The organism is Bacillus sp. B19-2 (assembly GCF_022832475.1).
GTDB lineage: Bacteria > Bacillota > Bacilli > Bacillales > Bacillaceae > Bacillus > Bacillus paralicheniformis.
This window is the reverse complement of sequence record NZ_JALHKQ010000002.1, coordinates 629518-649507: the sequence shown is the minus strand read 5'-3', so window position 1 is coordinate 649507 and position 19990 is coordinate 629518. Positions and strand designations below refer to the sequence as shown.

The window sequence follows — 19990 nt, the reverse complement described above, 5'->3', positions numbered from 1 at the left end:
CGGACGTTTGGAGCACCGGAGCGCATAGGGCTTTCAGAAGGCTCAAGGCAGGTTTTTTATCGGAAGTGCGTTTTTTATTTTCATCCGGGCAAAATCTTTTTTTAGCACTAGATGGTGACGAATGTACGTTCCCATTGTATGATAATAGAAAGGGGGATCATCACGTGAAAAAAAGCGGATCAATAGAATTGAAGCATTTCTCGGAAGAACATTCAGCTGCGCTTCTCGAATTCGAGCTTCCTGAAGAACAGCAGCGATTTACCGCGCTGCCGAAAGAGGTTTTAAAACGGACGGACGGTCAGTTTCCAATCGTAATGTTAAGCGAAGGCAAGCCCGTCGGATTTTTTATCCTGCATGCGACCGAGAGGGTAAAAGACTACTCGGACAACCCGGAAGCCATGCTGTTAACGGCCCTATCCGTCGACAGAAAGCACCAGGGAAAAGGTTTTGCAAAAGAAGGAATGCTCAAGCTTCCTGAGTTTGTCGCCAAGGCGTTCACCCATTGTCATGAAATCGTGCTGGTTGTGAACGTGAAAAACACCGCGGCCCAGCACCTGTATGTGAAAGCCGGATTTGCAGACACAGGGGAAAGAAAAATGGGGCCGATCGGAGAGCAAATCGTGATGAAATTAAACATCAAATAGCTCCCCTATCGGGAAAACAACCAAAAGGCCAACTGCCTTTTGGTTGTAAGCAATGCGCTTATGATTCAGAGCCTTCATGGCGCTCTTTCAGGACGCCAAGCACATCATCAAGCGGAAGGGACTGCTCCCTCAGCAAAACGAGCAGATGGTAAAGAAGGTCAGCCGCTTCCCATTTCAGCTCTTCAGAATCCCGGTTTTTTGCAGCGATAATGACTTCCGCCGCTTCTTCGCCAACCTTCTTCAAAATCTTGTCAACGCCTTCACGGAACAAATATGTCGTATATGCGCCTTCAGGCATTTCAGCCTGCCGTTTGGCAATCACCGTTTCAAGTTCATTGATGATGTCAAAGCGGCCGCCGCCAGTCTGTCTGATATGTTCGCCGGGCGAGAAACAGCTGTAGCTTCCTGTATGACAGGCCGGTCCCGCCGGTTCGACCAGCACGATGAGCGCATCCTGATCACAGTCAAGCCTGATGTCTATCACACGCTGAATGTTTCCTGACGTCGCTCCCTTATGCCAGAGCTCTCCTCGCGATCTGCTGAAAAACCATGTCTCCTTCGTTTCCAGCGTTTTTTCAAACGATTCTTTGTTCATATAAGCAAGTGTCAGCACTTCCTTGCTCGCTGCATCCTGGACAATCGCCGGGATCAAGCCGGCTTCATTAAATGTCAACTCGTCTGCCTTGATCATCTTACATTCACCCCGCGCTCTTTTAAATAAGCTTTTACTTCTTTTACAGATGTTTCTTTGTAATGAAAGATAGATGCGGCAAGAGCCGCGTCCGCCCGCCCTTCTGCAAATGCATCATACATGTGGTCCGCATGACCTGCGCCTCCGGATGCAATGACCGGGACTGAAACAGCTTCTGACACAAGCTTTGTAAGCCTGCAGTCAAATCCGTTCTTTTCTCCGTCTGCATCCATACTTGTCAGCAGGATTTCACCGGCTCCCCGCTGAACGGCTTCCTTCGCCCATGAGACGGCCTCAAGGTCCGTCTTTTTACGTCCGCCGTGTGTATAAACATAATACTGATCAGCTTCCGGATCGAATTTTGCATCAATCGCGACGACAATGCATTGAGAGCCGAAAAAGTCAGCGCCTTCCGTTATCAATTCCGGACAGAGAACGGCAGCCGTATTAACGGAAACTTTGTCGGCTCCGGCCCGCAGGATCGTTTTCATATCATCCAAACGATTGATGCCGCCGCCGACGGTAAACGGGATCGCCAGCTTGGCCGCCACTCTTTCAACGACGTCAACCATCGTTTTTCTCCCCTCGTGGGATGCCGAGATGTCGAGAAAAACAAGCTCATCGGCGCCTTCACGATCATATACTTCAGCCAGCTCAACGGGGTCGCCGGCATCTTTCAATTCAACAAACTGTACACCCTTGACAACGCGGCCGTCTTTTACGTCCAAACACGGGATAATTCGTTTTGTGATCACTTTGCCGCCACCCTTTCAAGCGCTTCAGCCACGGTAAATTGATTGGTATACAGCGCTTTTCCGACAATGGCGCCAGAGACGCCTTCCGCAGCCCGGGAAGCGAGCGCCTCAAGATCGGCGAGAGAGCTGACACCGCCGGAGGCAATGACTTGTTTACCGGTTGCCCTGGCAAGCTTCACTGTACTGCTGATATTCGGTCCTGACAGCATTCCATCAGTCGCAATGTCGGTAAAGATAAACACTTCCGCACCTTCATTCGCAAGCTCGCGGCCAAGCTCTTCCGCTCTAACGGAGGAGGTCTCAAGCCATCCTTCAGTCGAAACAAATCCGTCTCTTGCGTCAAGACCGATTGCGATATGCCGGCCGTAAGCTTTCAGCATGTTTTTGACAAACTCGGGATTTGATACGGCCGAGCTGCCTAAGATCACCCTTTCAACACCTTGCGACAAGTAGTCATACACGTCTTTTTCGGTCCTGATGCCGCCGCCGACCTGCACTTTAACGTTGAGCTCATCAGCAATGCTTATGACGTGGCTGTCGTTCACTTTTTTGCCTTCTCTTGCCCCGTCCAAATCGACAAGATGAATCCAGTCTGCCCCCGCTTCAGCAAACCGGGAGGCCATATCCAGAGGGGAATGACCGTAAATCGTTTCTTTTTCGTAATCTCCCTGGATGAGCCTGACGCATTTGCCGTTTCTCATGTCAATGGCAGGGTATACAGTAAACTCGCTCATTTTTTCACCTTCTGTTCTTGTGTAAGCTGCTTGAAACGCTTTAAGATCGACATGCCGACCGCACTGCTTTTTTCCGGATGGAACTGGGCGCCGTATACATTGCCAAGACCGACGACAGCGGGCACACGCACACCGTATTCGGCGCTGGCAAGCAAAGCCTCCTCTTCGATTCCGCTGACATAATACGAATGAACGAAATACGCATATCCTTCTTTCGTCTTTGGTAAAAGCGGAGAGTCGCGGTGGACCGTGAGCAGATTCCAGCCCATGTGAGGCACTTTTAAGCGATCTCCCGCTTGATCACGGTCTTTCAGTTTAACGATTTTTCCTTTCAAAAGGCCGAGTCCTTCTGACGCCCCGCGTTCTTCGCTTTCTTCAAACAAAAGCTGCATGCCGAGGCATATGCCGAGAAAAGGTTTTCCTTCGCTTACGGCATCTTGAATAAATGTTTTCAGGCCGGTCTGGCTTAAAGTCTCCATCGCATCCCGAAAAGCGCCGACTCCCGGAAGGATATAGCTGTCCGCTTTCTTAAGTTCATCCGGATGCTCGGACACGAAATAAGGAGCATCGATCCGTTCAAGCGCTTTAGAGACGCTGTACAGGTTTCCCATTCCGTAATCTATGACACCGATCATTTACAGCATTCCTTTCGTTGATGGAATTCCTTTGACCCGCGGATCGATCAATGTCGCTTCATCAAGCGCACGTCCCAGCGCTTTAAAAATCGCCTCGATCATGTGGTGGGTATTCGTACCATAATGAACGATGACGTGAAGATTCATTCGCGCTTCCAGCGCAAACTTCCACAAAAATTCATGGACAAGCTCTGTATCAAATGTTCCGACTTTCCGGCTCGGGAATTCGGCTCTGAACTCGAGGTGCGGCCTGTTGCTCAGATCAATCGCAACCTGGGCGAGCGCTTCATCCATCGGCACCATGCTCGAACCGTAGCGTTTGATTCCTTGTTTATCTCCGAGCGCTTCCAAAAGCGCCTGTCCGAGACAAATACCGATATCTTCAGTCGTATGGTGGTCGTCGATTTCAACATCGCCTTTCGCTTCAACTGAAAGGTCAAACTGCCCGTGTTTTGTAAATAAATCGAGCATATGTGTCATAAACGGGACATCCGTTTGAATATCCGCTTTCCCTTCTCCATCAATATGAAAGGATAATTTAATATCAGTTTCATTGGTTTTTCTTGCCCGTTCGGCTTTTCTCATCAGTTTTCCTCCCGGTCTCTGGATTCAATTGCTCTTGCATGGGCTTCAAGTCCTTCTAATCTTGCAAAGGCCGCGATGTTCTCGGCATTCTCGCGGAATGCATCCCTGCTGTAGGAAATGATGCTGGAGCGTTTTTGGAAGTCAGTCACATTTAGCGGGCTTGAAAATCTGGCTGTGCCGTTAGTCGGCAGAACATGATTAGGGCCTGCAAAATAATCGCCCACCGGCTCTGAACTGTAGCGGCCCAGGAAAATGGCGCCCGCGTGTTTGATCTGTCCGAGCAGGGCATCAGGCTGAGCTGTTAAAATTTCCAAATGTTCAGGAGCGAGCTCATTGATGACGGAAACGGCTTCATGCATCGTCTTTGTAACATAGATCAAACCGTGGTTGTCAATCGACTGCCGTGCAATCTCTTTTCTCGGAAGATGTTCGAGCTGTTCGTAAACCTCTTTTAAAACAGATTCGGCAAGCGGCTTTGAGTCGGTGACAAGAATGCTCGATGCCATCGCATCGTGCTCAGCCTGTGAAAGTAGATCAGCGGCGATTTCTCGGTGGTTTGCCGTACTGTCAGCGAGGATGGCGATTTCACTTGGGCCCGCGATCATATCGATATCAACCTGGCCGAATACTTCCCGTTTAGCCAAGGCGACATAAATATTGCCAGGTCCCGTGATTTTATCGACGGGGGAAATGGATTCCGTTCCGTAAGCCAATGCGGCAATCGCCTGAGCGCCGCCCATTTTGTAAATCTCTGTGACGCCAAGCTCGGCGGCAGCCGCCAGCACTCCCGCCGACAATTTGCCGTCTTTTCCCGGAGGTGAGGCAAGGACAATGCGATCGACGCCGGCAACAAGCGCCGGAATAACATTCATCAGGACCGATGATGGGTAAGCAGCCGTTCCGCCGGGCACGTACACTCCGGCTGAATCAAGCGGCGTAATTTTTTGGCCGAGCATCGTGCCGTCCTTGCGGTGGTAAAACCATGATGATGTGAGCTGCCGCTCATGATATTCTTTAATGTTTAAAATCGCCGCCCGAATAATCTCGAGATCCCGCTTTTTGAGCGTGATGTATGCTTCCTTGATTTCCTTTTCAGAAACGCGAAAGTCGGCCACATCCGCCCCGTCAAATTGCCTTGTGAATGCGGAAACAGCTGAATTCCCGTTCTTTTTCACTTCTTCGATAATGCGGCGGACTGCTTTTCTTTGTTCTTCCGTTCCGGCGTCAATGGTGCGCTTTAGTGAAACCGACGTATTTCCGCTGATGGATTTGATCTTCATTTTGCTTTTTCCCCTTCCACAATAAGAGAAAGTTTTGAAGCCATTTCATCGATGACTGCGTCTTTCATTCGGTAGCTGACAGGATTTACGATGAAACGCGACGTGATGTCGCAAATTTTTTCGGTTTCAACCAGCCCGTTTTCCCTTAAAGTCTGTCCTGTTGATACGATATCAACGATTCGGCCGGCAAGCCCGATCAAGGGAGCGAGTTCAATCGAACCGTTGAGCTTGATGATTTCCACTTGTTCTCCCTGCTCCCTGAAGTAGCTTGACGCGACATTTGGATACTTGGTCGCAACCCGGGGTGCAACGCTGTCGGCCGCCGTCTCTGCCAGGCCGGCTACGGCAAGACGGCATTTGCTGATGTTTAAATCAAGCACCTCGTAGACATCGCGTTCTTCTTCCAGCAGGACATCTTTGCCGGCGATTCCGACATCGGCCACCCCGTGCTCGACATATGTTGTGACATCCATCGGCTTGGCGAGGATAAAGCGAAGGTTCTCTTCAGGCACTTGAATGATCAGCTTTCTCGAATCGTCGAATTCTTCAGGGAGCTGATAGCCTGCTTTTCGAAGCATATCGGCAGCTTCCTCAAATATCCGCCCTTTCGGCATCGCAATCGTCAATTCCTTACCCATGCTTCTCTTCCTTTCTGGCCCCGATAAAATAGGTCACGTTTTGAAAAGACTTTGTCATTTGGTCAATATCTCCGATTCCCGCTAAGTCCTGTATGACGACTTTTTTGCCTTTTCTTCGCTCTTCTTCGGCAAATCTGATCGCCTCTTTTCTCTGTTCCGTGCTGAAGATGACGACATCGATTTTTTCTTGCTCTTCAGCCGGCTTCAATGCTTCCAGCAGCCTGTCAGTCCTGATGCCGAAACCGGTTGCCGGAGCGGGTGAGTCGAAGCGGCCGAGAAGCTTGTCATATCTGCCGCCGTTTCCGATCGGAAAGCCGACGTTTTCAGCATAGATTTCAAACAAAACGCCGGTATAGTAGCTCATATGGCTGACCATGCCTAAATCAAGCTTAATGTCGTCCGTGCAACCATAGTCGCCGAGCGTCTCCCAAAGCGTCTTCAGTTCTGAAACCGCGCGTTTTCCTTTTTCAGAATCGATGATCGATGCCGCCTTGCTGCACGTTTCAATACCGCCTCTCAACTCCAAAAGCTCGAGCAGCCTGCTTTTATCAATTGAGGATAAATTGAGGGATTTTACATGCTCCCGGTAGCCGACATAGTTCTTTTCGTATAAATAGCGCCGCAGGACATGAGCCCTTTCTTCGTTTCCTAAAACCTCCACAAACAGAGCGTCTGAAATTCCGACATGGCCGATCGAGATTTTAAATGAAGTCAGGCCGGCTTTTTTAAGCGAAAAAATGACGAGCGCAATCACTTCTGCGTCAGCGCTTGTAGATCCATCGCCGATCAGTTCGACGCCAACTTGCTCAAATTCGGCGGCACGTCCGCCTTCACGCTCCTGTGCCCTGAACACATTTGCAGCATAGCCCACTCTGAGCGGGTGATCATCTTTATGAAGCTTTGAGGCCGCCACCCTTGCGATCGGAGCCGTCATATCAGGTCTTAACACGAGCGTCTGCCCCTCCTGATCGAGGAGTTTAAACAACTGCTGATCCAATATGGCCGACTGCACACCGACCGTATCATAAAATTCAAGGGCCGGTGTCTCCATGAACTGATACCCCCACAAAGCCATCACCTCTGTTAATGAAGAGCGCACCTTTTTCTTTGTTTCGTAAAGCACAGGCAGCGTATCCCGCATGCCATGCGGTTTTTCAAACATAAACATCTACACTTGCACCCCCATAACTGTTTGAAGGAAAATTCCGAATCCTTTAGTTCGCTAATATGATAATATGCTAACAGATAAAAGAATCAAAATCAACAGCCGCTCTTAAAATAGACTCCGGACCGTATGGGAAATGATAACTTTTATGTCATGAACATCTTGATGTTATAATGTATACGATCGCAAATCTTTGCCTTAACCAAACCAGCAAAGAGAAGACAGGAGACTTAGAATGAAATTTTTCAAAACTCTTTTTTTTATTTTTTTCGTAGCAGCTCTTATGACCGCCGTTCTTATACTGTTTTCTAAAGATGCGTTAAGCCCGTTAGCCGAAATGCTGCACAGCAGCCATAAGAATGCTGCTGACAATAAAGAAGTACGTCAGCCGCTTGACGTCCCGCTGATCAACCAAATGGACTCGCCGAAGCTTTATAACGGCTGTGAAGTCGCCAGCCTGGCGATGATCTTAAACTACAGCGGATATAATGTCACAAAAAATGAGCTTGCCAATGAGGTAAAAAAAGTGCCTCTGTACTATGAAAACGGCTTAAAGGGAAATCCTAACGACGGCTTTGTCGGAGATATGGAAAACGGACCCGGACTGAGTGTCTACCATGGACCGATTTACGATTTGGCCTATTCATACGCAGGTACTAAAGCTGTCGATTTGACGGGAAGTGAGCCGGAGAAAATATATGAACAGCTGAATCAGGGAAGACCGGTTTGGGTGATCACCACTGTACATTTCACCCCAGTCAACGATATGGAAACATGGAATACACCGTCAGGCAAAGTCGATGTGACGTACAGCGTTCACAGTGTTGCCGTGACAGGCTATGATGAAGATTACGTTTATGTGAATGATCCGTACGGATATAAAAACAGAAAAACAGACAGAGAACATTTTGAAAAATCATGGAAACAAATGGGCAGTCAGGCGATCGTGATCGCCGCCTAAAAAGGCAGTTAACCCCCTGCCTTTTTTTAGTTCTTTCAACCCCTATTAAAATAAGACGCTTTACCCTTTCGACACATCCAGAATACAGAAAACAACCCCATTTCACGTGTTTAATTTACTGTTTTTTCATAATATTCAAATTATTTGTTTACATTTCAGTAAACTCGCATATATGATAGTACCGAAATAGGTGTCTCATCTTATTGCAAATGGACCAGAAACTGCTTTCATCTACGGGAGACAAATCTGTTTTGAACAATATGTCATGAGGAGGATGAAAATGATGAAGAGATTAGCAGGTACGGTTATTTTGTCAGGTTTGCTCGTCTGCGGGTTTGGACAGGCTCTGTCCGAAAAAGCCTCAGCCGCCGAGGTCGTTCACAAAACGATCGTAGTCGAAAAAGGACAAACGTATGACGGGAAAGGCAAGCGGCTGATTGCAGGTCCGGAGCTGGGAGACGGCAGCCAGCGCGAAGATCAAAAACCGATTTTTAAAGTGGAGAATGGTGCAACGCTCAAAAATGTCGTGCTTGGCGCTCCTGCTGCTGATGGTGTTCACACTTATGGTAACGCTTCCATAAACAATGTTGTTTGGGAAGATGTCGGCGAAGATGCCCTGACTGTCAAAAGCGAAGGAAGTGTCACGATTAACGGAGGATCGGCCCGGCTTGCCGCGGACAAAATCTTTCAGATTAATAAAGCGAGCACATTTACCGTAAAAAATTTTACTGCCGATCAAGGAGGCAAATTCATTCGCCAGCTCGGAGGCTCGACATTTAAGGCCGTGGTCAATATTGATAACTGTACGATTACAAACATGAAAGAGGCGATCTTCAGAACCGACAGCAGTACAAGTTCCGTTACGATGACAAATACAAGGTACTCAAAAGTCGGAAAGAAGTGGATCGGTGTGAAGCATATTACAGAAAGGAACAATCATGAATTTTAACGCTGTTTGCAAATAAAGGCCCCCGTTCCTTATTCAGCGGGGGTCTCCAATCTTTTTTCCATTTCTTCTTTTGTATAGATCAGCTGCATCGGATTGCCGCCGACAAAAGCGCCCGAAGGCACATCTTTATGAACGAGCGTACCGGCGGAAATGACGGCGCCGTCTCCGATTTCGACGCCTGGAAGGATCGTTGTATTGGCTCCGATCATGACTTCATCGCCGATGACAACCTCGCCGAGCCGATATTCTTTTATTAAATACTCGTGCGCCAAAATGGTCGTATTGTAGCCGATCACGGTGTTACGCCCGACGGAGATTTTTTCAGGAAACATGATATCCGGCATGACCATTAAAGCAAACGAGCATTTCTCTCCGATTTTCATCCGCAAAAACGTACGGTACATCCAATTTTTCATTCCAAGAAACGGCGTATAGCGCGCCGCCTGAATGACGATAAAGTTTTTAACCACTTTAAAAAACGGAACCGTCTGATAGATGTGCCATAAGGAATTGGGGCCGGACACCGGATAGCGCTTCGTTTTTCTCAAGCTTTCTCCACCTCAAGAATGCGAAGGAGATCGCTCATTTGCTGAAGCATAAAATCAGGCTCGTGTTTGGCAAGGCTTTCTTCTCCTTTAATCGTCCACGCAACGCCTGCTGTTTTCGTTCCGGCATTCTTCCCTGCTAATATATCGTGGTAATTGTCACCGATCATGATCGATTCTTCCGGACGGCTGCCAAGCTTGGAAAGGGCGAGCAAAACAGGCTCGGGATCAGGCTTCGGCCGCTTAACGTCATCCAGCGTCACAACCGTCTCGAAAAAGGCATCAAGCCCGGTCAGTTTAAGCCCCATGGTGACGGTGTCCCGCAGCTTTGTCGTGACGATGCCGAGCTTATACCCTTCTTCCGCAAGGCGTTCAAGCGTCTCGTAAACCGTCTCATACTCGGTTACCAGTTCATCATGCTTCTGATGATTAAATGTCCGGTACATGGTGATCATTTCTTCAGCCTTATCCTTTTGAATGCTTGAGAACGTTTCATAAAGGGAAGGTCCGATGAAAGCAAGGACATCCTCCCGTTTATAGCGTCCCGGTGCATAATGTTCGAGCGTGTGCAAAAATGAGGCAATAATCAGCTCATTTGTATTGATGAGCGTTCCATCCAAATCAAATAAAACCGTATTAACTTTCATACAAAGCTTCCTTTCTGCGAACGGAATAACCCGGCTTTCTCCAGAAGCGCGAAATCGCGATCGTCAGCAGGACCGCGGTCACAAGCCTGATCAACAAAAGAGGCCAGACCGGAATGCCGAGCGGGATAAATACCAATGTGTCTTCAACAACCGCGTGGCACGCGACGAGAAAAATAAACGCGAGCGTTACATCTCTTTTGCTGACGCCGTCTTCTTCGACCGCTTTGATCATGACACCGGCCCCGTATGCAAGGCCGATCGTCAGCCCGGCAACCATCGTCATTGAGGTGTTCTCCTTCATTCCGAGCATTCTCGTCAGCGGTGCAAACCACTTTGAAAAAGTATGCAGCCAGCCGAGGTCTCTCATATATTGAATGATGATCATCAGCGGTATCACGATGGCTGCAAGCTGAAGGACACCAAGGCCCGCCTTGGTGACGGCTTCAAGCGCAATGTCAAGCCAGCCGGAAGGAGCGGCGCTTTTCGCAGAGATCAAGCCGTATTTAGCCGCATCCTGACCGCCGTGCCAGACAAGGTTAATGATAAAAGCCGAAAAAACGGCGAGACCGATGCGCACGAGCAATATAAGCCATATTTTAATTCCGACCCTTGAAGCAACGGTCGATTCGATAATCAAATTGTGGCAAAACGACAGCATCACCGCTAAAATAAACACTTCTTTAACCGTCAAATCAAGCGTTAAAATCCCCGCAATTCCGGCATACAAGTTCAGCATATTGCCGAGCACAAGCGGTATCGCCGCTTCCCCTGACAACCCGAAAATCTTCATCGCCGGCGTGATCAGTTTGATCAACCAGTCCATCACCGGTGTATGCTGAAGCAGGCTGACAATCAGCGTGACAGGAAAAATCACTTTTCCGAGCGTCCACGTCGTTTTCAGCCCCGCCACAGCGCCGGCTTTTAAAGTTCCCTTCATTGCTGTCTCCCCTTTGTAAAATCGCTACATCTCCTGATACCGTTTAATCTCTCTGCCTTTGAAACGTCTGTAGGCTATCAGCGCAGCCGCACAGAGGATCAGGACGATCGAAATCACCTGTGCGATGCGAAGGTTCGCCGTCAGCATCAGACTGTCCGTTCTAAGGCCTTCGATATAGTAGCGTCCCATCGAATACCAAATGACATAGATTAAGAACAGCTCGCCTCGCTTTAAATTCGCTTTTCTTAAAAGAAGCAGAACGACGACTCCCGTGAAGCTCCACAGCGATTCATACAAAAAGGTAGGCTGATAGTACTGTCCGTCGATATACATTTGATTGATGATAAAATCAGGCAGGTGGAGGTTTTCTAAAAACGCTCTTGACACCGCTCCACCGTGCGCTTCCTGGTTCATAAAGTTTCCCCAGCGGCCGATCGCCTGACCGAGCAGGATGCTTGGAGCAGCAATATCAGCCAGCTTCCAAAACGAAAGCCCTTTGACCTTCGCATAAATGATTCCCGTCAGCACGGCGCCGATCAGACCGCCGTGGATCGCAAGGCCGCCGTTCCATATTTGAATAATCTGGTCCGGGTGTTCACTGTAATAGCCCCATTGAAAAATGACATAGTATGCCCTTGCGCATAAAATCGCAATCGGGATCGCAAAAAGCACCAAATCGACAAAGGTGTCCTTATGCAGTCCCCTCCGTTCGCCTTCCCTGACCGCCAGCCACAAGCCCAGCAAAGCGCCAAGGCCGATGATAATACCGTACCAGTGGACAGCAATCGGCCCCAGGTGAAAAGCAATCGGATTTAAAGGTTCAATTGTTTCATTCATATTGTCAGCTCCTATTCTTCAAGCTCACCATCTTCAATCACATCCGCAAGCTTATGAGTAAATTGCTCAGCGGCATTCAGACCCATTCTCTTCAGTCTGAAGTTCATTGCGGCCACTTCGATGATGACGGCAAGGTTTCTTCCCGGACGAACCGGAATTGTCAGCTTCGGAACGTCTGTATCAATAATTTTCATCGTGTCTTCTTCAAGCCCTAAGCGGTCATACTGCTTTCCTTGCTCCCAAAGCTCCAGACTCATGACAAGAGTAATCCGTTTAAAGCTTCTGACCGCCCCCGCGCCAAATAACGTCATGACATTGATAATGCCAAGGCCTCTGATTTCCAGGAGATGCTCAATTAATTCAGGCGCGCTTCCGATCAATGTATCCTGGTCTTCCTGTCTGATCTCAACGCAGTCATCCGCCACAAGGCGATGGCCTCTTTTGACAAGCTCCAAAGCCGTTTCGCTTTTTCCGACGCCGCTCTTTCCGATAATCAGCACCCCGACGCCGTAAACATCGACGAGGACGCCGTGAATCGCAGTTGTCGGAGCCAGCTGGCTTTCAAGAAAATTCGTCAGGCGGCTCGTCAGGCGCGTCGTCTTCAACGGGGACCGAAGCACAGGCACGCCGTTTTCTTCGGAAGCCTCGACGAGTTCAGGCGGAATCGGCAAATCACGGGAAAGGATGATCGCCGGTGTAATTTCCGTACATAACGACAACATCCGCTGCTTTTTTTCTTCCTCTGGAAGCTTTTCAAAAAAGGTAATCTCGGTCTTCCCCAGCAGCTGAACCCTCTCTTTAGGATAGTATGTAAAATAACCAGCCATTTCAAGGCCCGGTCTTGATAAATCGCTCATCGTAATCGGGCGGTTGATCCCTTCTTCTCCGCTGATGAGCTCAAGCTTAAATTTATCCATCACATCTTTTGTTCGAACTTTCGGCACGATTGATGCACCCTCCTCTTCTCAGATGAAGAACTAGACATTCAGCTTTATTCTATCACTTTCAAAATGAACCTAAAACATTTTTTGAAAATGGCCGCCTTGACACTTCGATGAAGTGCTTTCTTTCAAAGCGAAAAATCAGTAGTATGTAAAGAGGAACGCAAAAAGGAAGTGAAGAACCGTTGAAATACAATATCCATGATACAACCGTGCTGAACGAAGACATTTTGACCCCGGAAGAAAAAGAGACATGGGTTCTTTATATGAAAGTACTGACCGCTGCCGGCCTGGGGGATGTCTCCGAATGGATGAAGCTCGATCTCAGCATGCCGCAAATGAAGGTTTTAATGCTTCTGAACAACCACGGCACACTGAAAGTCTCCGAAATCGCTGAAAAAATGGGCGCTTCCCTTTCAAATATGACAGGACTGCTCAGCCGCCTTGAACAAGCGAACTTCGTCAAAAGAACACATTCCGAGCAAGACCGGAGAACGATTGTTGTTGAACTAACCGAAGATGCAAAGGGGATTTTTCGAAGCCTTTACAAAAAAGGCCACGAAAAGCTCAAAAAAGCGCTCCAGAAGCTGAATGAACAGGAAAAAATCAAAGTGAATGAAGGCCTTACCATTCTTGAAAAAGCGTTAAAAGCTGACGATGAATAGACAAGCTGCCCGGAAACCGGCGCAGCTTTTTTTGTTGAAAATTTCTTTTGACAAAACGTGTTTTTTTAAGGATGATTAAAATAGTTCACTCAAAGTGAATTATTAATTTTTAATTAATAAAAAAGGAGGATAAATGGTGTGAACCAAAAGTGGGCCGTTTTATTATTTACGATCGGCGTGTTTATGGCTGCTTTAGACAATGGCATCATTTCAGCCGCACTGACGACAATCAACGATTCGTTTCAAGTATCCCCCTCATGGGGAGCTTGGGGCATCACGCTTTATACGCTCGGTTTGGCAGTCAGCGTCCCGATCGTCGGAAAGCTGTCTGACCGGTATGGACGAAAAAAGCTGTTTATCATCGAAGTCTTGCTGTTTGGCGCCGGTTCGCTGCTGGTTGCATTGAGCCAAAACTTCCCGATGTTTTTATTGGCGAGGCTGATTCAGTCGCTTGGCGGCGGCGGAATCTTCATTATCGGAAGCTCGCATATTCTCACTGCGCTGCCTAAAGAAAAACAGGGAACCGCACTGGGGCTTTTAGGTGCGATGAATGGGATCGCGGCAGTACTCGGTCCGAATATCGGCAGCTTTATTTTGGATATGACCGGAAGCTGGCACTGGCTGTTTTTGATCAACCTTCCGATTGCAGCAGCGCTGATCATTCTCAGCGTTCCATTGATGAAGGAAACAAAAGGCGGAACACAGAAGCCGCTCGATCTGGCCGGAACTGTGCTGTTGTCTCTTGCGATTTTAGCTGTGATGTACGGAATAACGAATCTAAACGGACAGCACATGTCTGCCGCCCTGTCCGACCCAAAAGTATACTGTTTTCTTCTGATCGGCTGCGCGCTGTTTGCGGGACTCATCTTTTACGAAAAACGCGTAGAACTGAAAGGCGGCGATCCGATACTTGCCTACAGCTTATTAAAAAACAAGGTGTTTCAATGGACGCTTTTTATCGGATTTTTATCCGGCGGACTCTTGGCAGCCGTTATTTTCATTCCTGCATATGCGGAACAATATTTGCATGTCGCTCCTGAAAAAGCGGGGTATTGGATGACGCCTCTGGCGCTGGCTTCGGGAATGGGAGCAGGGCTCGGCGGAATGCTCGCCGATCGAAAAGGACCGGTAAAGGCGGCATGGCTTTCGGGAATCATTTCGTTCGCCGGGTTTTTACTCTTATCCGTCTGGGTGACAGAGAAGTGGGAATTTGTTTTGGCAAGCATTATCGCAGGGGTCGGTTTTGGTTTTCTGTTAGGCGCGCCGTTAAATATGCTTGTATCAGAGGCAGCAAAACAGGATTACGGGACAGCGCTCGGCACATTATCGCTCGTCAGGCAGATGGGGATGACCTTGGCGCCCGCGTTGTATGCAGGATATATAACGGCCGGCTACGAAAATATTGGCACACATATCAAACAAAAACTGAATGATACAGGGACGCCTTTAAAAGAATTTACAGGCGGCGAGACGGACGTATCGCGTCTGAACGAGTCACTCAGCCAGATTCCCGACCCAAAAGTCAAGGACATCATAAGCGAAGCGATCCATGAAAGTGTGGGAACGGGATTTTTCAACCTCTACTTCACAACCGCCGTTCTTTCCCTTGCCGTCATCGCTTCTGTCAGCATTTTATCGCTTTATAGAAAAAAACAAACCGACACGGCAATCCATCTGGAAAAAGATGTGACAAACTAAAAAGCATTTGCTCCCCTTAGGAAAACAAATGCTTTTTACGTTCACAAATGAATACCGCCGCCAGCCAAAAGCCGATTACAGCAATTGGGAGATTTTTTATACTTGACGGCTCAAGTGTCGCTTGCTTTAACATCATGCCGGCCGGCGGAAGGCTCCCCGACAATTGCCGCCGGGCTGATGCCGGCCCGGCTGTTTGGTCTATTAAAAAGGATTTCATGCCGTCATCTGTTGTCGTCAATTTCCACATCTGAGACCTGCTTTTGCCGCCGTATTGATCAGAAGCTGCGGCGTACCAGAAATAGGTTGTATTCGGCTGTAAATCCTTCCATGTCACTGAAGCCGTCTTCCCGCTTTTCACCGTTTTTGCTTTCCCAATTTCCTTGTTCGAAAAGACATTCAGCTCAAAATAATCGGTTTTAACCTTTTTCTTCCGCGGTTTCAGATCTGTTTTGATGTTGAACTCGTCTTTCGGGCCGAATTGGTGCGGATCATAAAAATTATAGTCGTCAAGATATGGCGAATACGTTTTGACATGGATCGTGTCATGCTTCGGATCCACATGAAGAATTCTTAAATAACCTTGGCCTCCTTCAGGACCGCCCTGATAGTCGGCCAGCATTTGATACACTTTGCGATCCGGCTTGCCGTCCCCGTTATCATCAAGCTTATCGACTTTTAAGTTGGAGCTGTGATAGTGGCCGCTCAACACGGCGATCACATTCGGATTCCGCTTGATGATCTGTTCAAATATTTTCTCCCCGATTGGACTTCTGCTTCCGCTAACAAGCAAAAACTCGTGAAATGACAAAATCGCTTTTCGGTCGGGATGGCGTTTCAGAACATCATCTATCCACTGCAGTTCTTTTTTTCCGATTCCCCACCCCATCGACACCATGATATAGTCGTTTCCTCCGCTGGAAATGAGGTCGTAATGCCCTTTGTTATTCTGATAAGACCCGCCGAAATGCGGTTTTTGTTTAAAACGTCTTTCCCCGAAGTACTTGCCGAATTTCAAATAAGACCGATCTTTATGGCTGACATCGTGGTTGCCCGCCAGCACGCCGTAAGGAACTTGATTGTCGTCGAGAACTTTCATGAACTGGTCGGCACGCTTCCATTGTAGCGGCTGATCCGCTTCATCCACAAGATCCCCCGTATGAAAGACGTACTGAATGTTCAGCTTGTCCTTTTGTTCGGCGATCCACTTGACCTGACGTTCAAAAATGTGCGGATAGCTTTCCGAATAATATTGCGTATCAGACATCCACACAAATGTATAGTCATGTTGCGAAAGCTGAATTTGATCCTGAATGATGATGCTCGCCTTGGATTGTCGGACATAATCGGCAGCTTTTATGCTTCCTTTGAGGGTAAAAGGTTTGTCATCCTTTGCAACATGGAATGTCAGCGTCTCCCATCTTTTGCTGGTCCAATTCCAGGCGAACATGGAGACTTTTCTGCCCGGAAGCGAACTCCCGCGCCACAGCACTTCCACCTTGTCGTTCGGCCCCGTATTTTCATCCACTTTGACATCAAAGCGATGGTACGGAAACTTTGTTGTTGATGACGTTTCAAAACCTTTTCCGTCAAGTGCGGACATGCTGCTGCGCTCTTCTTTTGTCAGCGCCTTTTCCCCGCTGACCGCAAAGCTTTGCGGAGGTTCCGTCACGCTTTCGTTCGCTGACACATCAACATGCTCTACGTCTTTTACAGTGTACTGAAACCCTTGATGGAATGACACTTTCATCTTATCTTTTGTCGGGTCCTTGACGCGGACGGCCAGCTTAGCCTGTGTGCTGCCGGGGGCATTTTTGACTTGGGCGGGCTTGTCCGGCTTTTCCTCTTTAATATAAAATGCCTTTTTCACGATTGACAGGTTGCCGGCGCTGTCCTCCGCTTTTATTTTCAGTTCGTGCTTTCCCGCATCCAGGCCGGCAGAAGATATAAAATAGGGAAGCGCTATTTTTTTGCCGTCAAGAACGGCTTTTATGCTTTTCACACCGCTCCATTTATCGTGTGCGGCCGCATTGATCTTAAACGAACCTTTATACGTCCTGCCGTCTTTTAATGACGTTTTGATCTCAGGGCCTGTGTTATCGACCGTCACCCTGCGGATGAGCCTTTCTTCGCCATTTTCCGCTTCAACGATGTGCGGCCCTTCATCCCAGGCGCGTGTATGCCATTGATTGGCAAGCGATGTAAACTTGGCTTCCGGAATCGAAAAACGGAATTCATACCATTCGCGCGCCCCTGGACCGTCTCCGGCCGGAAGCTCGGCTTTCGGATCGTCATACCGCTCATCGCGGATGATGGTTCCATCCGCTAAGATAAGGCGGGGGTTCTTGAGGACAAAATCATCCCTGTTTTCTTCTGCAGACTGTTCAAATGGGGTTGACTTTGTGCCTGAACGAACTTTAATCGCAAACGGCTTTCCTTTTTTAAATTCCTCCGGAGAAACCGGAACCGTAATCGTCGTATACCGGCGGCGCGAATCGTCAAAAACTTTTTGAACCCTCCTGCCGATCGTTACAGCATTTTTAAAATACAGATTTGTTTGATTGACATCGAAGGCAAAGTAGGCTTTTTTTTCAAGCGCCGATTCACCTTTTTTTTGTTCAATTCCGTCAATCCGAATTGTCGTTTCAGAAGGCGGCTTTTCTGATGTGGCTTTCAGCAGCATTTTTCCGGAAACGGTTCCGCCTTCGCTTACATTCAGCCTGAGCCCCTTCAAAATCCGCTGATCAAGCGGTATCGTTTTCTTTTCAGTCGCGGTAACGTTTGATCCATCGCCAGCCCGCATATAGTACTCCACTTTTTCTTTGCCAATGAGCTCGGCAAAATAGATATTGTGACGGTACAGGCCGTCATTGCGGCTTTTTTCAACACGGACTTCAGTAAACGGCTCATCATCATTCATACGGTAGAAAAACTGCGCCTGTTTCACTTGCCGATTGTCTTTCATGTCAGCTAAGAGCTGGATCGTTTCACCCGGTTTTACCGCTTGATGATCCGTCATATCATGGATCTCCGGCTTTTCTCTGTCGGGCATAACCGTCACCGTCTGTGAAGGAACCTGCGCCTTCAGGAGCGAACCAGGAGACGGTTTTTCTTCCCCGGCCGATATCATTTTCATATGCTTCGTTCCGTCCAGCGGATATCGATAAAGAAGCGCTTTATTTTTAGTGACATCGGTTTTATCCGGCTCGCTTTGATAACGGGCGGATGCGACCTCTTCCCCGCTGTTTGTGCAGATGATCACTTCCCTCGGCCCGGTATTCGCCATGCCGCTCCCTTTGAGAACAGAAAGCGTTTTGCCTTCACGAAGGTGAACACCGTAATGCTGATTGAAGTCATCTTCCGTCAAATGCCCGTTTGAGCGGTTTTTTACCCAAAACACGTGTGTTTGACCGGAAGGAATCATCACATCATCGTGTTCAAAAGGCCAGGTGGTGTCTGATTCCTTGCCCTTTTCAGGATGTCTGTATTTCATTTTGTAGCTGTTCAGATGAACAGCTTTATTGGTATTGTTATAAACTTCAATAAATTCATAGCCGTCCTTTGCACCGGTGTTTGACGTGTCGACAGCCATTTCCGTGATCAATAGTTCCGGAAGCTTTTGTGTATCCGTACGCATGCCTTTCAGGGTGACAGTATACACATCCGTCTTCACAGAGGAACGACCGGCTTGAGCTTCAATGTAATACTGGACTTTGTCGGATGCTATGGATTCGCTTTCCAATTTGGCAATATAGCCGTTCTGTTTGCCCGGCTCCACTTCCATCGGAATCGCCCGATACGGCAATTCGTCATGCTGCTTGTAATACAGAATGACCGTGTCGGCGGCCGCCTCCGCGGAAAAATACAAGTCGTCTCCTTTTTTTACTTGTTCAACAGAAGTATGCCTGATGGCTGGTGAACCAGGCTGAATGTGTTCTTTTCCCGCCGCGGACGAAATCGGCATCTGTAAGGCAAAAAGCAAAACTGCGGCCAGAAACAAAAGGGTTTGGCGATTTCTGTACTTTTTCATCGTCTACCTCCCTTTCGTATTTTGCCTTTACAGATCATTTTTATGAAAGAGACATCCGTGCAAAAAAAAGAAGCCTGATGATTCATCAGACTTCAGTTTATTTTTTGGACATCGGTTCGATAATTGCTTTTTGAATGAGCAAGTGGAAAACCGACAGGACGATCGACGCAAAAATGGCTGTCCCAAAGCCGTCAAGGTCAAAACTGTCCCCCATAATGGACGCGGTCATATAAAGAGTAATCGCATTGATGATAAACAAAAATAAACCTAACGTAATCACTGTGACAGGCAGCGTCAAAATCACGAGCACCGGCTTCACAAACATATTTAAGATCGACAAAATCACGCTTGCCGTAATGGCTGCCCCGATGCTTCTGACGTGAACCGCATCAAAGTAACCGGCAATGACGATTAATAATAAGGCATTGACAAGAACGTTTATGATCCATTTCATCATCTGTCGACTTCCCCTTCATTCGGCACTAGGAATACCCAAACTATATAAATCAGCAGGACGGGAAATCCGGTCGAAAATATAAATAATAGAACCGTAATGATTCTCAGCAACGACGCATCCATATTTAAATACTCAGCAAGACCCCCGACGACCCCGGCAATCTTTCTGTCTGTTTCGGATCGAAATAGCCTTTTCATTG

Annotated in this window: 21 protein-coding genes; 5 read left to right on the top strand and 16 right to left on the bottom strand. The window is 48.0% G+C overall.

Going from position 1 to position 19990, the window contains the following annotated elements:
• Nucleotides 1-164: 164 nt before the first annotated feature.
• Nucleotides 165-644 (top strand): GNAT family N-acetyltransferase, encoded by a 480-nt coding sequence (locus MST20_RS10395; RefSeq protein WP_243941996.1) that lies wholly within the window; start codon nucleotides 165-167, stop codon nucleotides 642-644.
• 58 nt (nucleotides 645-702) lie between these two features.
• Here MST20_RS10395 and hisIE read toward each other — a convergent pair whose 3' ends face one another.
• Genes hisIE through MST20_RS10355 form a run of 8 tightly spaced genes read right to left on the bottom strand, consistent with a single transcriptional unit; the run spans nucleotide 703 to nucleotide 7130 of the window.
• Nucleotides 703-1335 (bottom strand): bifunctional phosphoribosyl-AMP cyclohydrolase/phosphoribosyl-ATP diphosphatase HisIE, encoded by a 633-nt coding sequence (gene hisIE, locus MST20_RS10390; RefSeq protein ID WP_243941994.1) that lies wholly within the window; start codon nucleotides 1333-1335, stop codon nucleotides 703-705.
• Nucleotides 1332-2090 (bottom strand): imidazole glycerol phosphate synthase subunit HisF, encoded by a 759-nt coding sequence (gene hisF, locus MST20_RS10385; protein ID WP_243941992.1) that lies wholly within the window; start codon nucleotides 2088-2090, stop codon nucleotides 1332-1334. Before hisF ends, hisIE begins: the two co-directional genes overlap by 4 nt.
• Nucleotides 2087-2824 carry a 1-(5-phosphoribosyl)-5-[(5-phosphoribosylamino)methylideneamino]imidazole-4-carboxamide isomerase gene (gene hisA, locus MST20_RS10380; RefSeq protein WP_243941991.1) on the bottom strand — a complete coding sequence of 246 codons (738 nt, stop codon included), beginning with the start codon at nucleotides 2822-2824 and terminating at the stop codon, nucleotides 2087-2089. The genes hisF and hisA overlap by 4 nt, the downstream gene beginning before the upstream one ends.
• Complete coding sequence (hisH, locus tag MST20_RS10375; RefSeq protein WP_020453067.1) at nucleotides 2821-3459, bottom strand: imidazole glycerol phosphate synthase subunit HisH; 639 nt, start codon at nucleotides 3457-3459, stop codon at nucleotides 2821-2823. The genes hisA and hisH overlap by 4 nt, the downstream gene beginning before the upstream one ends.
• Nucleotides 3460-4044, bottom strand: a complete 585-nt coding sequence (gene hisB / locus MST20_RS10370) for an imidazoleglycerol-phosphate dehydratase HisB (RefSeq protein ID WP_020453068.1) — start codon at nucleotides 4042-4044, stop codon at nucleotides 3460-3462.
• The gene (gene hisD / locus MST20_RS10365) at nucleotides 4044-5324 is read right to left on the bottom strand and encodes a histidinol dehydrogenase (protein WP_243941989.1); all 1281 of its coding nucleotides are present in this window, start codon (nucleotides 5322-5324) and stop codon (nucleotides 4044-4046) included. The genes hisB and hisD overlap by 1 nt, the downstream gene beginning before the upstream one ends.
• The gene (gene hisG / locus MST20_RS10360) at nucleotides 5321-5962 is read right to left on the bottom strand and encodes an ATP phosphoribosyltransferase (protein WP_020453070.1); all 642 of its coding nucleotides are present in this window, start codon (nucleotides 5960-5962) and stop codon (nucleotides 5321-5323) included. Before hisG ends, hisD begins: the two co-directional genes overlap by 4 nt.
• Nucleotides 5955-7130: an ATP phosphoribosyltransferase regulatory subunit gene (locus tag MST20_RS10355; RefSeq protein WP_243941987.1), complete on the bottom strand. Its 1176-nt coding sequence runs from the start codon at nucleotides 7128-7130 to the stop codon at nucleotides 5955-5957. Before MST20_RS10355 ends, hisG begins: the two co-directional genes overlap by 8 nt.
• Nucleotides 7131-7362: 232 nt before the next feature.
• Between MST20_RS10355 and MST20_RS10350 the strand changes: the two genes are divergently transcribed.
• Together MST20_RS10350 and MST20_RS10345 are read left to right on the top strand one after the other, a co-directional pair.
• Nucleotides 7363-8088, top strand: coding sequence for a C39 family peptidase (locus MST20_RS10350; RefSeq protein ID WP_243941985.1), 726 nt, complete (start codon nucleotides 7363-7365; stop codon nucleotides 8086-8088).
• Nucleotides 8089-8368: 280 nt separating this feature from the next.
• Entirely contained in the window at nucleotides 8369-9037 is a 669-nt protein-coding gene (locus MST20_RS10345) for a pectate lyase (protein WP_481747903.1), read from the top strand.
• Nucleotides 9038-9066: 29 nt separating this feature from the next.
• On the opposite strand, the gene MST20_RS10340 is transcribed toward MST20_RS10345, so the two are convergent.
• Genes MST20_RS10340 through hprK form a run of 5 tightly spaced genes read right to left on the bottom strand, consistent with a single transcriptional unit; the run spans nucleotide 9067 to nucleotide 12947 of the window.
• A complete protein-coding gene (locus MST20_RS10340; protein WP_243941981.1) occupies nucleotides 9067-9585 on the bottom strand; it encodes an acyltransferase in 519 nt (172 codons plus the stop codon).
• Nucleotides 9582-10229 carry a pyrophosphatase PpaX gene (gene ppaX, locus MST20_RS10335; protein ID WP_243941979.1) on the bottom strand — a complete coding sequence of 216 codons (648 nt, stop codon included), beginning with the start codon at nucleotides 10227-10229 and terminating at the stop codon, nucleotides 9582-9584. Before ppaX ends, MST20_RS10340 begins: the two co-directional genes overlap by 4 nt.
• Complete coding sequence (locus MST20_RS10330) at nucleotides 10219-11166, bottom strand: nucleoside recognition domain-containing protein (protein WP_243941977.1); 948 nt, start codon at nucleotides 11164-11166, stop codon at nucleotides 10219-10221. Before MST20_RS10330 ends, ppaX begins: the two co-directional genes overlap by 11 nt.
• 24 nt (nucleotides 11167-11190) lie before the next feature.
• Nucleotides 11191-12003, bottom strand: coding sequence for a prolipoprotein diacylglyceryl transferase (gene lgt / locus MST20_RS10325; protein WP_059230982.1), 813 nt, complete (start codon nucleotides 12001-12003; stop codon nucleotides 11191-11193).
• A gap of 11 nt (nucleotides 12004-12014) precedes the next feature.
• Nucleotides 12015-12947, bottom strand: coding sequence for an HPr(Ser) kinase/phosphatase (gene hprK, locus MST20_RS10320; protein WP_043926653.1), 933 nt, complete (start codon nucleotides 12945-12947; stop codon nucleotides 12015-12017).
• 182 nt (nucleotides 12948-13129) lie between these two features.
• On the opposite strand from hprK, the gene MST20_RS10315 reads away from it, so the two are divergent.
• On the top strand, nucleotides 13130-13609 hold the full coding sequence (locus MST20_RS10315; RefSeq protein WP_145685818.1) for a MarR family transcriptional regulator: 480 nt from the start codon (nucleotides 13130-13132) through the stop codon (nucleotides 13607-13609).
• Between the two features lie 138 nt (nucleotides 13610-13747).
• Nucleotides 13748-15307, top strand: a complete 1560-nt coding sequence (locus MST20_RS10310) for an MFS transporter (protein ID WP_347880863.1) — start codon at nucleotides 13748-13750, stop codon at nucleotides 15305-15307.
• A gap of 16 nt (nucleotides 15308-15323) precedes the next feature.
• Here MST20_RS10310 and MST20_RS10305 read toward each other — a convergent pair whose 3' ends face one another.
• The 3 genes from MST20_RS10305 to MST20_RS10295 all read right to left on the bottom strand — a co-directional run bounded on the left by MST20_RS10305 (nucleotide 15324) and on the right by MST20_RS10295 (nucleotide 19988).
• The gene (locus MST20_RS10305) at nucleotides 15324-19334 is read right to left on the bottom strand and encodes a lamin tail domain-containing metallophosphoesterase family protein (RefSeq protein ID WP_243941976.1); all 4011 of its coding nucleotides are present in this window, start codon (nucleotides 19332-19334) and stop codon (nucleotides 15324-15326) included.
• Between the two features lie 97 nt (nucleotides 19335-19431).
• Complete coding sequence (locus MST20_RS10300; RefSeq protein WP_065644276.1) at nucleotides 19432-19791, bottom strand: phage holin family protein; 360 nt, start codon at nucleotides 19789-19791, stop codon at nucleotides 19432-19434.
• Nucleotides 19788-19988 (bottom strand): PspC domain-containing protein, encoded by a 201-nt coding sequence (locus MST20_RS10295; protein ID WP_145651223.1) that lies wholly within the window; start codon nucleotides 19986-19988, stop codon nucleotides 19788-19790. Before MST20_RS10295 ends, MST20_RS10300 begins: the two co-directional genes overlap by 4 nt.
• Nucleotides 19989-19990 lie beyond the last annotated feature (2 nt).